11 protein-coding genes are annotated in these 12,660 nt (G+C 67.0%); 3 read left to right on the top strand and 8 right to left on the bottom strand.

Annotation, left to right across the window (positions count from 1 at the left end):
* Positions 1 to 16: 16 nt before the first annotated feature.
* On the top strand, positions 17 to 2,602 hold the full coding sequence (locus ABD767_RS00130) for an FtsX-like permease family protein (protein ID WP_103044696.1): 2,586 nt from the start codon (positions 17 to 19) through the stop codon (positions 2,600 to 2,602).
* 9 nt (positions 2,603 to 2,611) lie between these two features.
* Positions 2,612 to 3,739 (top strand): lipocalin-like domain-containing protein, encoded by a 1,128-nt coding sequence (locus tag ABD767_RS00125; protein ID WP_425549876.1) that lies wholly within the window; start codon positions 2,612 to 2,614, stop codon positions 3,737 to 3,739.
* A 205-nt stretch (positions 3,740 to 3,944) separates the two neighbouring features.
* Here ABD767_RS00125 and ABD767_RS00120 read toward each other — a convergent pair whose 3' ends face one another.
* The 8 genes from ABD767_RS00120 to ABD767_RS00085 all read right to left on the bottom strand — a co-directional run bounded on the left by ABD767_RS00120 (position 3,945) and on the right by ABD767_RS00085 (position 11,765).
* Positions 3,945 to 4,790 (bottom strand): dienelactone hydrolase family protein, encoded by an 846-nt coding sequence (locus ABD767_RS00120; protein WP_103044698.1) that lies wholly within the window; start codon positions 4,788 to 4,790, stop codon positions 3,945 to 3,947.
* Between the two features lie 35 nt (positions 4,791 to 4,825).
* On the bottom strand, positions 4,826 to 5,833 hold the full coding sequence (locus ABD767_RS00115) for an ABC transporter permease subunit (RefSeq protein ID WP_103044699.1): 1,008 nt from the start codon (positions 5,831 to 5,833) through the stop codon (positions 4,826 to 4,828).
* 18 nt (positions 5,834 to 5,851) lie between these two features.
* A complete protein-coding gene (locus ABD767_RS00110; protein ID WP_103044700.1) occupies positions 5,852 to 6,736 on the bottom strand; it encodes an ABC transporter permease subunit in 885 nt (294 codons plus the stop codon).
* 46 nt (positions 6,737 to 6,782) lie between these two features.
* Complete coding sequence (locus tag ABD767_RS00105; RefSeq protein WP_103044701.1) at positions 6,783 to 7,988, bottom strand: ABC transporter substrate-binding protein; 1,206 nt, start codon at positions 7,986 to 7,988, stop codon at positions 6,783 to 6,785.
* A gap of 89 nt (positions 7,989 to 8,077) precedes the next feature.
* The gene (locus ABD767_RS00100; RefSeq protein ID WP_103044702.1) at positions 8,078 to 9,280 is read right to left on the bottom strand and encodes an ABC transporter substrate-binding protein; all 1,203 of its coding nucleotides are present in this window, start codon (positions 9,278 to 9,280) and stop codon (positions 8,078 to 8,080) included.
* Between the two features lie 52 nt (positions 9,281 to 9,332).
* Positions 9,333 to 10,043: an ATP-binding cassette domain-containing protein gene (locus ABD767_RS00095; protein ID WP_103044703.1), complete on the bottom strand. Its 711-nt coding sequence runs from the start codon at positions 10,041 to 10,043 to the stop codon at positions 9,333 to 9,335.
* A 1-nt stretch (position 10,044) separates the two neighbouring features.
* A complete protein-coding gene (locus ABD767_RS00090; RefSeq protein WP_103044704.1) occupies positions 10,045 to 10,815 on the bottom strand; it encodes an ATP-binding cassette domain-containing protein in 771 nt (256 codons plus the stop codon).
* Between the two features lie 149 nt (positions 10,816 to 10,964).
* Entirely contained in the window at positions 10,965 to 11,765 is an 801-nt protein-coding gene (locus ABD767_RS00085) for a TOBE domain-containing protein (protein WP_103044705.1), read from the bottom strand.
* Positions 11,766 to 11,874: 109 nt separating this feature from the next.
* Between ABD767_RS00085 and modA the strand changes: the two genes are divergently transcribed.
* Positions 11,875 to 12,624, top strand: coding sequence for a molybdate ABC transporter substrate-binding protein (gene modA / locus ABD767_RS00080; protein ID WP_103044706.1), 750 nt, complete (start codon positions 11,875 to 11,877; stop codon positions 12,622 to 12,624).
* Positions 12,625 to 12,660 lie beyond the last annotated feature (36 nt).

Genomic DNA, 12,660 nt, shown 5'->3' with positions numbered 1-12,660 from the left:
ACCGCACAATCTCCCCATGGCCACGCTGCGCGCCCTGTTGCTCACCTTCTCCTGGCAAGACATGCGCCAGCACCGGTGGCGCACGCTGGTCGCGGTGCTGGCGATTGCTCTGGGCGTGGCGCTGGCGCTGGCGGTGCAACTGATCAACGCCTCGGCCATGGCCGAGTTCGACCGCGCGGCCCGCGCCCTTGGCGGCCGCGCAGACCTGCAGCTGCGCGCGCGCCAGGGCGCTCTGCCCGAGCAGCTTTATGCCGACGTTGCGCGGCTGGCCCAGGTGCAGCGCGCCAGCCCCGTGCTGGAACTGCAGGCGCAGCTGCAGCATGGCGGCGCCAGCGTGACGCTGCGCGTGCTGGGGGTGGACGCGCTGCAGCTGGCCACGCTGGCGCCCGATCTGATGCCCCGGCCCTGGCCGCAGTCGCCGCGCCTGGCCATGCTGGCGCCGGCCACGCTGTTTCTGAACCCAGCGGCGCTGGCCGCACTGCAATGGCGTGGCGACACGCCGGCGCAGGCGCTGCTGCAGGCCGGCTCGCAACGCCACGGCGTGCAGGTGGCCGGCACCGTCGCCGCGGCGGGTGCGCCGCTGGCGGTGATGGACATCGGCGCCGCGCAAGACCTGTTCGGGCGCGGCGGCTGGCTCTCGCGCATCGACCTGCAGCTGCGCCCCGGCGTGACACGCGAGCCGCTGGAGGCGGCCTTGCTCGCCCTGCCCGGCTGGCCCGCCAACGCGCTGCTGGTCACGCCGGCCGAGCATTCCGGCGCGCTGCAGCGGCTCACTCGCGCCTATCGCGTCAACCTGGCCGCGCTGTCGCTGGTCGCGCTGTTCACCGGCGCATTTCTCGTGTATTCGGTGCTGGCGCTGGGCGTGGCCCGGCGCCAGCCGCAGCTGGCGCTGCTGGCGGTACTGGGCGCCACGCCCGGCCAGCGCCTGGCGCTGGTATTGCTCGAAGCGCTGGCGCTGGGCCTGGTGGGCAGCCTGCTGGGCCTGCTGCTGGGCACGGCCCTGGCTGCGGGCGCGCTGCACTGGCTGGGCGCAGACCTGGGCGCGGGCTACTTTGCCGGCGTGGCGCCGGCGCTGCACTGGAGCCTGCCCGCGCTGCTGGTCTACGGCCTGCTGGGGCTGCTGGCCGCGCTGGTTGGCGGCTGGTGGCCGGCACGCGCGGCCAGCGCGCTGGCGCCGGCGCAGGCGCTCAAGGGGCTGGACGCGGCCCAGCCACCGCCCCGGCACGCAACCGGCCCATGGCTGGGGCCGGCTCTGTGCGCGGCCGGTGCGCTGCTGGCCTTCGTCCCGGCCGTGGCCGGCGTACCGCTGGCGGCCTACACCGCCATCGGCCTGCTGCTGGTTGGCGGCATGGCCCTGCTGCCGCTGCTGGTGCAGGCGCTGGTAGCCGTGGTGCAGCGAGCACAGCGCCGTGCGGGCACGCAACCGCTGCGCCTGCTGGCGCTGGCGCGCGCCGGGCACGCGCGCAATGCCGCGGTCATCGCGGTCGGCGGTGTGGTCGCCGCACTGGCGCTGGCGGTGGCGCTGATGGTCATGGTGGGGAGTTTTCGTGCCTCGCTGACGCAGTGGCTGGCGCAGATGCTGCCAGCGCCGCTGTACCTGCAGGCCGGGGGCAGCGACGGCGCGCCGGTGTTCGGCGACGACTTCGTCGCCGCGCTGCGCGGCCTGCCCGAGTTCGCGCAGGTGCAGGGCCGGCGCAGCCTTCAGCTGCAGATCGACGCCCGGCTTCCAGCGCTGGCCTTACTGGCGCGCCCGCTGGACACCGACGTGCAGCGCACGCTGCCACTGCAAGGCGATCCGTCGCCGGTTCCGCCCGGATGCATTGGCGTGTATGCCAGCGAAGCGGCTGCCGCGCTCTACCAGATCCAGCCAGGCCAACACTGGCCGGCACTGGCCGCGGCCTGGGCGCAGCAGCCCGGTACGCCGTCGCCATGTTTTTTCATCGCCGGCATCTGGCGCGACTACGCGCGCCAAAGCGGCGCCGTCGTGCTGGACAGCGCCGACCTGCAGCGCGTCAGCGGCGAGCGCGGCGCTAGCGAGCTGGCGCTGTGGCCGGCCCCCGGCATCAGCGAAATCCAGGCGCAGAACGCCATCGAAGGGCTGGCCCTGCGCATGCCGGACATGGCTCAACTGGCGGCGCTGCGCCTCACCTCGGCGCAGGCGCTGCGCAGCCGCTCGCTGGCCATCTTCGACCGAAGTTTTGCGATCACCCACTGGCTGCAGGCAGTTGCCATCGGCATCGGCCTATTCGGCGTGGCCAGCAGCATGGCGGCGCAGGTGCTGGCGCGGCGCAAGGAGTTCGGCATGCTGGCCCACCTGGGCTTCACGCGCGGGCAGATCCTGGCGCTGGTGGCCGGCGAGGGCCTGGTGTGGAGCCTGGTGGGCGCGCTGGCCGGCATGCTGCTTGGCCTGGCGGTCTCGCTGGTGCTGGTGTACGGCGTCAATCCCCAGAGCTTTCACTGGAGCATGGATCTGGCCGTCCCATGGACACGCCTGTCGCTACTGGTGCTGGCCACCGTGGCCGCGGCGGCGCTGACCAGCCTCGTCGCAGGACGGGCGGCCGCCGGTGCCGATGCGGTGCAGGCCGTGCGCCAGGACTGGTAAAAGGCAGTGATGAGCGGATCACATCCATTGACGCGCCGCCAATGGCTGGGCATGGCGCTTGCCGGCAGCGGTCTGGCCGGCGCTGCGGTCGCCGCCGAACCGGATGCACCGGCGCTTGCACCGCGCACGCTGGTCTTTCCCCGCGACCACGGCAGCCACCCCGAGCTGCGCACCGAGTGGTGGTACCTCACCGGACAGGCCCATGCGGGCGGGCGGCTGTGGGGCTTTCAAATCACTTTTTTCCGCTCACGCGTGGACGCCACGCAGTCGCTGCGCTCGGCGTTTGCGGCCCGCCAGCTTCTTTTTGCCCATGCGGCGCTGACCGACGTGCAGGGTCAGCGTCTGCTGCACGACCAGCGCATCGCGCGTGCCGGTTTAGGCCTTGCAGAGGCTGCGCTGCAGGACACGCGCGTACACCTGCACGGCTGGTCGCTGGTGCGCGAAACCACCACACAGCCGGGCGCCAGCCGCTACCGAATCACCGCGCAGGCCGCCGGCTTTGGACTGCAGCTGACCTGCGCCAGCACCCAACCCGTGCTGCTGCAGGGCGACGCCGGCCTGTCGCGCAAGGGGCCGCAGGCCGCGCAGGCAAGCTTTTATTACAGCCAGCCGCAGCTGGTGGTGACCGGCCACATCACCGCCGGCGGGCAGCGCATGGCGCTTGAGCCAGGTGCGCGCAACCGCGCCTGGCTGGATCATGAGTGGAGCGAGGCGCTGATGCACCCCGACGCGGTGGGATGGGACTGGATTGGCATGAACCTCGACGACGGCAGCGCGCTGACCGCCTTCCAGCTGCGCCGCGCCGACGGCAGCGCGCTGTGGGCCGGCGGCTCGTGGCGGCGCGCCGGCCAACGCCAGCCCGAGGTCTTTGCGCACGACGCGGTGCGCTTCACCCCGCAGGCATGGGCGCGCGCAGCGACAAGCGCAGAGCGCTACCCGGCACGCTGGCGCGTGCAGACGCCCGCCGGCAGCTTTGGCGTTCAGGCTCTGGTGCAGGATCAGGAGGTCGACAGCCGCGCATCGACCGGCGCGCTGTACTGGGAGGGATTGTCGGATCTGCTGGACGCCCAGGGCCACCCCGTGGGCCGAGGCTATCTGGAGATGACGGGATACGCGAACACGCTGCGGTTGAGCTGACTCCGAGCATGAAACCAGCAAGCCGCCGGCAAACGTGTTTTCAACCAGCTAATTCCATTTCTATATCGATCGAGTACGCGAAGGTGAAGCGCAGACTGTGCTGAGCACGACAAGCGAAGCCGACAAAGTAACGGTTGATATGGAAATGGAATAAGGCGACGCTGTATAAGCCTGCACGCCGCGCGCGAGACTCGTTCAACGTTGCCTACCGCTTTTCCGCCAGAAAACCCAGCGTCCGCTCCATCGCGTCCTTTGTGACGGATGCGTCGTATACATAGCCTTGCGATGTCACGCCGGACTTGTCCCAGGCATGCGTGGCATCGGGGTAGACATGCCATTGCACGGGCTTGCCAGCCGTCTTCATCTCTTCCAGTAGCGGAAAACACGGGGCCGACGGCGCCTCGTCGTCGCGCCCAGCCATCAACAGCAGCAAGGGCCGATCCAGATCCTGCAACACGAAGTGCTTGCCCTTGAAGCCGCAACTGCCATAGTTGGCCACCGTGGCGGCGAACCGGCGTTCGGAGCCTGCCAGGCTGGCGCTTTGGGGCGATGCCAGCAGCGCCGAGATGAACGCGCCCCAGCTGTAGCCCACCTGGTAGATGCGCGTCTGGTCTACAAAAGGCTTGGCCGCGAGCAAATTCAGGGCGGCGTAGGCATCGGCGATACCACCTGAGCCGCTGGGCCGCCGGGCCGAACAGTTGTCAAAGCCACGCGGGCCATAACTGTCGATCACCAGCACGACGTGACCGGCCGCCAGCAATTCCCGAGCATGCTCTTTCATGTGGGCACCGGGTGTTCCCTTGAGGCCGCCACAGGTGTGCATTAGCACCGTTGCCGGAAACGGCCCGTCGCCCGAGGGCTTGAAGACTGTGTTCGCGATGTCGGTAAAGGCGCCGATCGACTCCTTGACCTCATCGTTGAATGCAACAGGCCTCCAGTCGTGGGGCGGAGCGATCTGGGACTGCAGATCCTGGGCTGCAGCGCCCCAGGCAGTGAACGCCAGAAACGCTACAAGAACTGCACCTACGCGAATTTTTTTCTGTATCGGCATCGCAAACCTCCCCAGAATCTGTCTTGTCGGGATGCTCAACGATCCGCGCCCGGGCTCTGGCCCGCGCCGCGCCGCTGCAGCCAGGCGATCAGCTCGCCCATCACGCCGCGGCGAAACGCCAGCACGCAGACGACGAAGATCAGGCCGGTGACGATGGTGACCGACTCGCCCAGCGTGGTAAACCATTCGACCGAGGTGAGCCTGGCGAGGAAGTGGCCCAGCTCGCCGATCTTGTTCTCCAGCAGCACGACGATGGCTGCGCCCGCCAGCGGCCCGCTGAGCGTGCCCATGCCGCCCACCAGCGTCATCAAGACGACGTTGCCCGATGCGCTCCAGTGCACGTCCGACAGCGTGGCAAACCCCAGCACCTCGGTCTTGAGCGCGCCGGCCAGGCCGGCAATCGCTGCCGACAGCACAAAGGCCAGCAGCTTGAAGCGGTTGGTGTCGTAGCCCAGCGAGATGGCGCGCGGCTCGTTCTCCTTGATGCCCTTGAGCACCTGGCCGAACGGCGAGTGGATGGTGCGCACGATGAGCAAAAAGGCCGCGACGACGATGATCAGCGTGACGTAGTACATCGTGATGTCGCTCGACAAGTCGATCAGGCCAAACAGCTTGCCGCGCGGCACGCCCTGCAGGCCGTCCTCGCCGCCAGTGAACGGCAGCTGCAGCGCCGCGAAGAACAGCATCTGCGCCAGCGCCAGCGTGATCATCGTCGCGTAGATGCCCTGGCGGCGGATGGTGAACCAGCCCATCACCAGGCCCAGCAACGCGCCCGACAGCAGGCCAGCGAGCAGGCCCAGCTCGGGCGTGGCGCCCCAGACCTTGACCACGTGTCCGGTAATGTAGGCCGAGCCGCCGAGAAAGGCCGCGTGGCCGAACGACAGCAGGCCGGTGTAGCCCAGCAGCAGGTTGAAGGCCGAGGCGAACAGCGCGAAGCACAGCAGCTTCATCACGAACACCGGGTAGGCGCCCACGAAGGGCGCGACGATCAGGCCCAGCAGCAGCAGGCCGTATCCGATAGGAGCAAATTTCTGAACGTTCATGTGGGTCACCCCTGCGGCTTATTTCTCTTTGCCGAACAGGCCGGCGGGGCGGATGAGCAGGACGATGGCCATGATGACGAACACCACGGTGGACGACGCCTCAGGGTAGAAGACCTTGGTGAAGCCTTCGATCACGCCCAGGCCCAGGCCGGTGAGGATGGAGCCCATGATGGAGCCCATGCCGCCGATCACGACGACGGCGAACACGACGATGATCAGGTTCTGCCCCATCAGCGGCGTGACCTGGTAGATGGGCGCGGCCAGCACGCCCGCAAAGGCGGCCAGCGCCGCGCCGAAGGCGAAGGTGAGTGTGATCATGACCGGCACGTTGACGCCGAAGGCCTCGACCAGGCGCGGGTTCTCGGTGCCGGCGCGCAGGTAGGCGCCCAGCTTGGTCTTCTCGATCACATACCAGGTGGCCAGGCACACGATGATGGAGGCGACGACCACCCAGGCGCGGTAGTTGGGCATGATCATGAAGCCCAGGTTGGTTGCGCCTTCGAGCAGTTCGGGCGTGTCGTAGCCCAGGCCGGAGACGCCGTAGATGGAGCGGAACACGCCCTCGATCACCATGGTCACGCCCAGCGTGAGCAGCAGGCCGTAGAGGTGGTCGAGCTTGTAGATCCAGCGCAGCAGCAGCCGCTCCATCACCACGCCGACCACGCCGACCACCAGCGGCGCCGCGATCAGCATGACCCAGTAATTGATCTCCAGGTACTCCATGCCCATCCAGGTGACCAGCGCCCCCAGCATGAACAGCGCGCCATGCGAGAAGTTGATCACGTTGAGCAGGCCAAAAATGACCGCCAGGCCCAGACTGAGAATGGCGTAGAAGGAGCCATTGACCAGCCCCAGCAGCAGCTGGCTGAGCAGGGCGGGCATCGAAACACCTAGAAATTCCATGGGTCAAACGTACGTGGTGAGGGGAGTCGGTGTCAGCCGCGGCGCATCATTTCCAGAGCGCGCACTTGCTCTCTGCCTTGGAGGTGAACACCTCGTCGCCGGGCAGCTTCTTGACGATCTTGTAGTAATCCCAGGTGCCCGTGGACTCCTTGGGCGCCTTGACCTGCACAAGGTACATGTCGTGCACGTAGCGGCCATCGGGGCGGATCTGGCCTTGGGCGAAGAAGTCATCCATCTTCATGCCGCGCCAGGTTTCCATGACCTTGTCGGCGTCCACGGTTCCCGCAGCCTGCACGGCCTTGAGGTAGTTCATCGTCGCCGAGTAGTCGGCCGCCTGGATCTCGGTCGGGCGGCGCTTGGTCTTCTCCATGTAGCGGTCGGCGAACTTGCGCGACGCATCGTCCATGTCCCAGTACCAGCTGGTGACGAACTGCATGCCGGCGGTGTTCTTCAGGCCCAGGCTGTGGATGTCGCTGTAGAACACCAGCAGCGGCGTGACCTTCATCGCCTTGTCGATGCCGAATTCCTTGGCTGCCTTGACCGCGTTGATCGTGTCGCCGCCAGCGTTGGCCAGCGCCAGCACCTGGGCCTTGGAGTTTTGCGCCTGCAGCAGGAAGGAGGAGAAGTCGGTGGCGCTCAGCGGGTGGCGCACGGTGCCGACGACCGAGCCGCCGCGCGACTTGACAACGTTGGAGGCGTCGGCCTCCATCGCGTGGCCAAAGGCGTAGTCGGCGGTCAGGAAGAACCAGCTCTTGAGGCCGCTGTCGACCATGGCCGCAGCCGCGCCCTTGGACAGCGCCACCGTGTCGTAGGCGTAGTGCACGGTATAGGGCGTGCACTGCTCGTTGGTCAGTGCAGACGAGGCCGCGCCGTTATTGATCAGCACGCGCTTTTTCTCTTCGGCGATCTTGGCCAGCGCCAGAGCGGTGCCAGAGTTGGTGCCGCTGAAGATCATCGTCAGGTCTTGCGTGTCGATCCACTCGCGCGCCTTGCTGGCAGCAATGTCGGGCTTGTTCAGGTGGTCCACGGTCAGCAGCTCGATGGGCTTGCCCAGCACCTTGCCGCCGAAGTCGTCGATGGCCATCTGGATGGCCGTCGCCGCGCCCTTGCCTTCGAGGTCGGCGTACAGGCCCGACAGATCCGAGATGTAGCCGATCTTGACCTTGTCCTGCGCCTGCGCGACGGGCGCCATGGCCAGTACGCCCAGCGCACCGAGCACGCCCAGTGCCAGCGCGGTTTTTCTTGTCTTCATCTGTTGTCTCCGTATCAAAGTTGCAGGAATGCTGCAAGCCACCCGACGGTGCCAAGGCACCGCCAAAGGTGGCCCCAGCGGTCAAAGCGTCACTTCCACAGTGCGCACTTGCTCTCGGCCTTGGTCGTCCAGACCTGGTCGGCCGGCAGCTTGGCGACCACCTTGTAGTAGTCCCAGGGTTGCTGCGATTCTTTTTGCGACTTGACCTGCATCAGATACATGTCGTGGGCGAAGCGACCGTCGGGACGGATCACGCCCTTGGCGTAGAAGTCGTCGATCGGCGTGGACTTGAGCTTGGCCATGACCGCGTCGGCGTCCGTCGTGCCCGCGGCCTGCACGGCCTTGAGGTAGTTCATCGTCGCCGAGTAGTCGGCCGCGTGGATGTCGGTGGGCATGCGCTTAGTCTTCTCGAAGAAGCGCTTGCCGAACGCGCGCGTGTCGTCGTTCAGGTTCCAGTCCCAGCTGGTTGTCAGCAGCAGGCCCTCGGTGTTCTTCAGGCCCAGGCTGTGCACGTCGGTGATGAAGACCAGCAGGCCGGCCAGCTTCATCGTCTTGTTGATGCCGAACTCCTTGGCCGCCTTGATCGCATTGATCGTGTCGCCGCCGGCGTTGGCCAGGCCCAGGATCTGCGCCTTGGAGTTTTGCGCCTGCAGCAGGAACGAGGAGAAGTCCGAGGCATTGAGCGGATGGCGCACGCTGCCCAGCACCTCGCCGCCGTTCTCCTTGACGACCTTGGCGGTGTCCGCCTCCAGCGCATGGCCAAAGGCGTAGTCGGCGGTCAGGAAGAACCAGGTCTTGCCCCCGTTCTTGACCACGGCGCTGCCCGTACCCTTGGCCAGCGCCACGGTGTCATAGGCGTAGTGCACGGTGTAGGGGCTGCACTGCTCGTTGGTCAGTGCCGACGAACCCGCACCGCTGTCGATGAACACGCGCTTCTTCTCCTTGGCCACGTCGGCCATGGCCAGCGCCGTGCCTGAGTTGGTTCCGCCGAACAGCATGGTCAACCCTTGCGTGTCGATCCATTCGCGCGACTTGGTCGCGGCGATGTCGGGCTTGTTCTGGTGGTCGGCCGTCAGCAGCTCGATGGGTTTGCCCAGCACCTTGCCGCCAAAGTCGTCGATGGCCATCTGGATGGCCAGCGCGCCGTTCTTGCCCTCCACGTCGGCGTACAGGCTCGACATGTCGGTGATGAAGCCGATCTTCAGTTTGTCCTGGGCATGCGCCTGCACGGCCGCCAGGCCCAGGCCCGCCATGGACAGCGCCGTCACCAGGGTCTTGATTTTGTGGTTCATCGTCGCTTCTCCTTTACGTCGGTCAAAAAATGCGGTGCCGGGGCACGCGTGCTTACACGCCCAGCAACTGGTTCAACACGGGCATCTTGGCTTCAAGCTCGGCTGCCTCGAACTGCTCCACCATGCGGCCGTGCTCCATCACGTAGAAGCGGTCGGCCAGCGGCGCGGCAAAGCGGAAATTCTGCTCGACCATGACCACGGTGTAGCCCTTCTCGCGCAGCGTCGTGATCATGCGCGCCAGCGCCTGCACGATGACGGGCGCCAGGCCCTCGGAGATCTCGTCGAGCAGCAGCAGCTTGGCGCCGGTGCGCAGAATGCGCGCCACGGCCAGCATCTGCTGCTCGCCGCCCGACAGGCGCGTGCCCTGGCTGTTCTTGCGCTCGGCCAGGTTGGGGAACATGGCGTAGATCTCGTCGATCGACATGCCCTGCTCGCCCGTCTTCAGATGCGGGGGCAGCAGCAGGTTCTCCTCGCACGACAGGCTGGAGAAGATGCCACGCTCCTCGGGGCAGTAGCCCAGGCCCAGGTGGGCGATGCGGTATGTGGGCAAATCGATGGTTTCCTGCCCGTAGGCCTTGATCGAGCCCTTGCGCGCGCCGGTCAGTCCCATGATGGCGCGCAGCGTGGAGGTGCGCCCGGCGCCGTTGCGCCCCAAGAGCGTCACCACCTCGCCGGGCTGCACCACCATGTCCACACCGTGCAGCACGTGTGACTCGCCGTACCAGGCTTGCAGATCCTTGATTTCCAGAGCAGGCGTCGCCATGTCAATGCGCTCCCTGCAATTGGCCTTCGGTGGTTCCCATGTAGGCTTCCATCACTTGAGGATTGTTCGAGACTTCGTCGTAGTTGCCCTCGGCCAGCACGGCGCCGCGCTGCAGCACGGTGATGCGGTCGGCAATCGTCGCGATCACCTTCATGTTGTGCTCGACCATCAGGATGGTGCGGCCGGTCGAGACTTTCTTGATCAGCTGCGTGACGCGATCCACGTCCTCGTGGCCCATGCCTTGCGTGGGCTCGTCGAGCAGCATCAGCTCGGGCTCCATCGCCAGCGTGGTGGCAATCTCCAGCGCGCGCTTGCGGCCATAGGGCAGGTTCAGCGTCAACTCGTCGGCCAGCTCCTGCAGCCCTACCTCGGCCAGCAGCTGCATGGCGCGGTCGTTGAGCTGGTTGAGCGACTTGCTTGAGCGCCAGAAGTGATAGCTGGTACCCAGCTTTCTCTGCAGCGCCAGGCGCACGTTCTCCAATAGCGTGAAGTTGGGGAACACCGCCGAGATCTGGAACGAGCGGATCACGCCGCGCCGGGCGATCTGAGCCGGCTGCTCGCGCGTGATGTCCACGCCGTTGAAGCGGATGCTGCCCGACGTGGGCTCCAGAAACTTGGTCAGCAGGTTGAAGCAGGTGGTCTTGCCCGCGCCGTTGGGGCCGATCAGGGCGTGGATGTCGCCGCGGCGCACCGACAGGTTCACGTCGTGCACGGCGGTGAAGCCCTTGAAGTCCTTGGTCAGGTTTTTGGTTTCGAGGATGGTGTCGCTCATGTCTGCGGGCCGTTTGCGGCACGGGTGGGTGGCGCCGGCCTGTCTTGAAAATGTTGCAGCGCATCGTAAATCCAGCCCGGCAGCAACGCACTGGGAGAAATGCCTAAGCAGGACTACCTAAACCCTATTTGCATTCATGTTATTGCGCTTCACACGCCGACGACGGCCAGCACGACGCTCGATTCCTGGGCGTCCATCACGACGCGGCTGCCCGCGCGCAGCCGCGTTCCAGCCGGCGCAAAACCCACCATGACGACCCCTGGCGCCAGCTCGGCCGACACCTCGTCGCCCTGGCTGCTGCGCGCAATGCGCGTCACCCGCCCGGCCCAATGATTGGCGGCCAGCGGCTGCGCACCGACAGCCGGCACCGTGGCCTGCACCGCCGTGGCCTTGCACAGCGCCTGCAGCGCCATGCCCGGGCGCAGCCCCAACAGCTCAGCGCTCTCGCGCGTGATGCGCGCCTGCAGCGCCAGCGCCTGGCCATCGCCGCCGACCACCTGCAGCGCCACGTGCGCCACCTGGCCTTGCAACTGCAGCGACTGCACAGTGCAGGGCCACTGGTTGCGCATGCTGGTGCGCACCAGCAAGTGCGCAGCCGCAGCGTGGGCCGTCGCAGCGCCTGGCCGATCGGCGGCCTGGGCCAGCACCTGGCGGCGCGCCCGGTGCAGCGCGTCGGCAGCGGCCAGCAGCTCATGGCCGGCCTGCGTCAGGCGCGCGCCACCGCCGCCGGCGCCGCCCACCGCCCGCTCGACCAGCACCACGCCGGCCAGGTTGGTCAGCGTGTCGAGCGCCTGCCACGCGGCCTTGTAGCTCATGCCGATGGCGCGCGCGGCCTGCGAGATCGAGCCGCCCTCGCCTATCTCGCGCAACACCGCAATGCGCCTGTCGGCCTGCTCCTGGCCGAGCGCGTCCCAAACCGAAAGTGTTTTGTGCGGCGTCTTGTGCGTCATGAGCGCGATGATAGGCAAGCGGATCGCTATACTTTCCGCTATTCTTTTTTTGAATAGCGAGATTTCGATGATGCCATCCCCTTCCCTGCAGCGCCCCGCCGCACGCTTTATGCCGCGCATCACCGCTCTGGCCGTGCTGCTGGGTGCAGCGCACGCGCCCGCCGCGCTGGCCGATACGGTGTCGGTGGCCGTTGCCGCCAACTTCACCGCGCCGATGCAGAAGATTGCCACGCAGTTCGAACAGGACACCGGCCACAAGGCCGAGCTTTCATTCGGCGCCACCGGCAAGTTCTATGCGCAGATCAAGAACGGCGCACCGTTCGGCATTCTGCTGGCGGCCGACGACGCCACGCCCGCGAAGATTGCCAGCGAAGGCCTGGGCGATGGCGCAACGCACTTCACCTACGCCATCGGCCAGCTGGTGCTGTGGAGCAAGCAGCCGGGCTACGTCGACGCCGAGGGCAAGGTGCTGGAGAAGTCCGACTGGCAGCACATCGCGATTGCCAACCCCAAGCTGGCGCCCTACGGCGCCGCGGCCATGCAGACGCTGGACAAGCTGGGCCTGGCCGCTCAGGTGCAGCCGCGCGTGGTGCAGGGCGAGAACATCGGCCAGACCTACCAGTTCGCCGCCTCGGGCAACGCCCAACTGGGCTTTGTTGCGCTCTCGCAGGTGACCGAGGACGGCAAGCTGCGCGAGGGCTCGGCCTGGGTGGTGCCGGCCAGCCTGCACGACCCGATCCGCCAGGACGCCATCGTGCTGCAGCCCGGCCAGGGCAACGCCGCGGCCAGCGCGCTGATGCAATACATCAAGGGCGACAAGGCGCGTGCGATCATCACGTCCTACGGCTACTCGTTCTGAAGCGCGGGCGTTGAGCACGCCCGCGCCGCTGCCTCT

This window comes from Comamonas faecalis, from assembly GCF_039538025.1.
GTDB classification, from domain to species: Bacteria; Pseudomonadota; Gammaproteobacteria; order Burkholderiales; family Burkholderiaceae_C; genus Comamonas_C; species Comamonas_C faecalis.
This window is presented reverse-complemented; position numbering and strand designations above follow the sequence as displayed.

Coding starts and splice junctions, on each gene's coding strand:
- modA (WP_103044706.1), top strand. CDS start 11,875: ATGCCGCGCATCACCGCTCTGGCCGTGCTGCTGGGTGCAGCGCACGCG.
- ABD767_RS00090 (WP_103044704.1), bottom strand. CDS start 10,815: ATGAGCGACACCATCCTCGAAACCAAAAACCTGACCAAGGACTTCAAG.
- ABD767_RS00100 (WP_103044702.1), bottom strand. CDS start 9,280: ATGAACCACAAAATCAAGACCCTGGTGACGGCGCTGTCCATGGCGGGC.
- ABD767_RS00120 (WP_103044698.1), bottom strand. CDS start 4,790: ATGCCGATACAGAAAAAAATTCGCGTAGGTGCAGTTCTTGTAGCGTTT.
- ABD767_RS00130 (WP_103044696.1), top strand. CDS start 17: ATGGCCACGCTGCGCGCCCTGTTGCTCACCTTCTCCTGGCAAGACATG.
- ABD767_RS00105 (WP_103044701.1), bottom strand. CDS start 7,988: ATGAAGACAAGAAAAACCGCGCTGGCACTGGGCGTGCTCGGTGCGCTG.
- ABD767_RS00085 (WP_103044705.1), bottom strand. CDS start 11,765: ATGACGCACAAGACGCCGCACAAAACACTTTCGGTTTGGGACGCGCTC.
- ABD767_RS00110 (WP_103044700.1), bottom strand. CDS start 6,736: ATGGAATTTCTAGGTGTTTCGATGCCCGCCCTGCTCAGCCAGCTGCTG.
- ABD767_RS00095 (WP_103044703.1), bottom strand. CDS start 10,043: ATGGCGACGCCTGCTCTGGAAATCAAGGATCTGCAAGCCTGGTACGGC.
- ABD767_RS00125 (WP_425549876.1), top strand. CDS start 2,612: ATGAGCGGATCACATCCATTGACGCGCCGCCAATGGCTGGGCATGGCG.
- ABD767_RS00115 (WP_103044699.1), bottom strand. CDS start 5,833: ATGAACGTTCAGAAATTTGCTCCTATCGGATACGGCCTGCTGCTGCTG.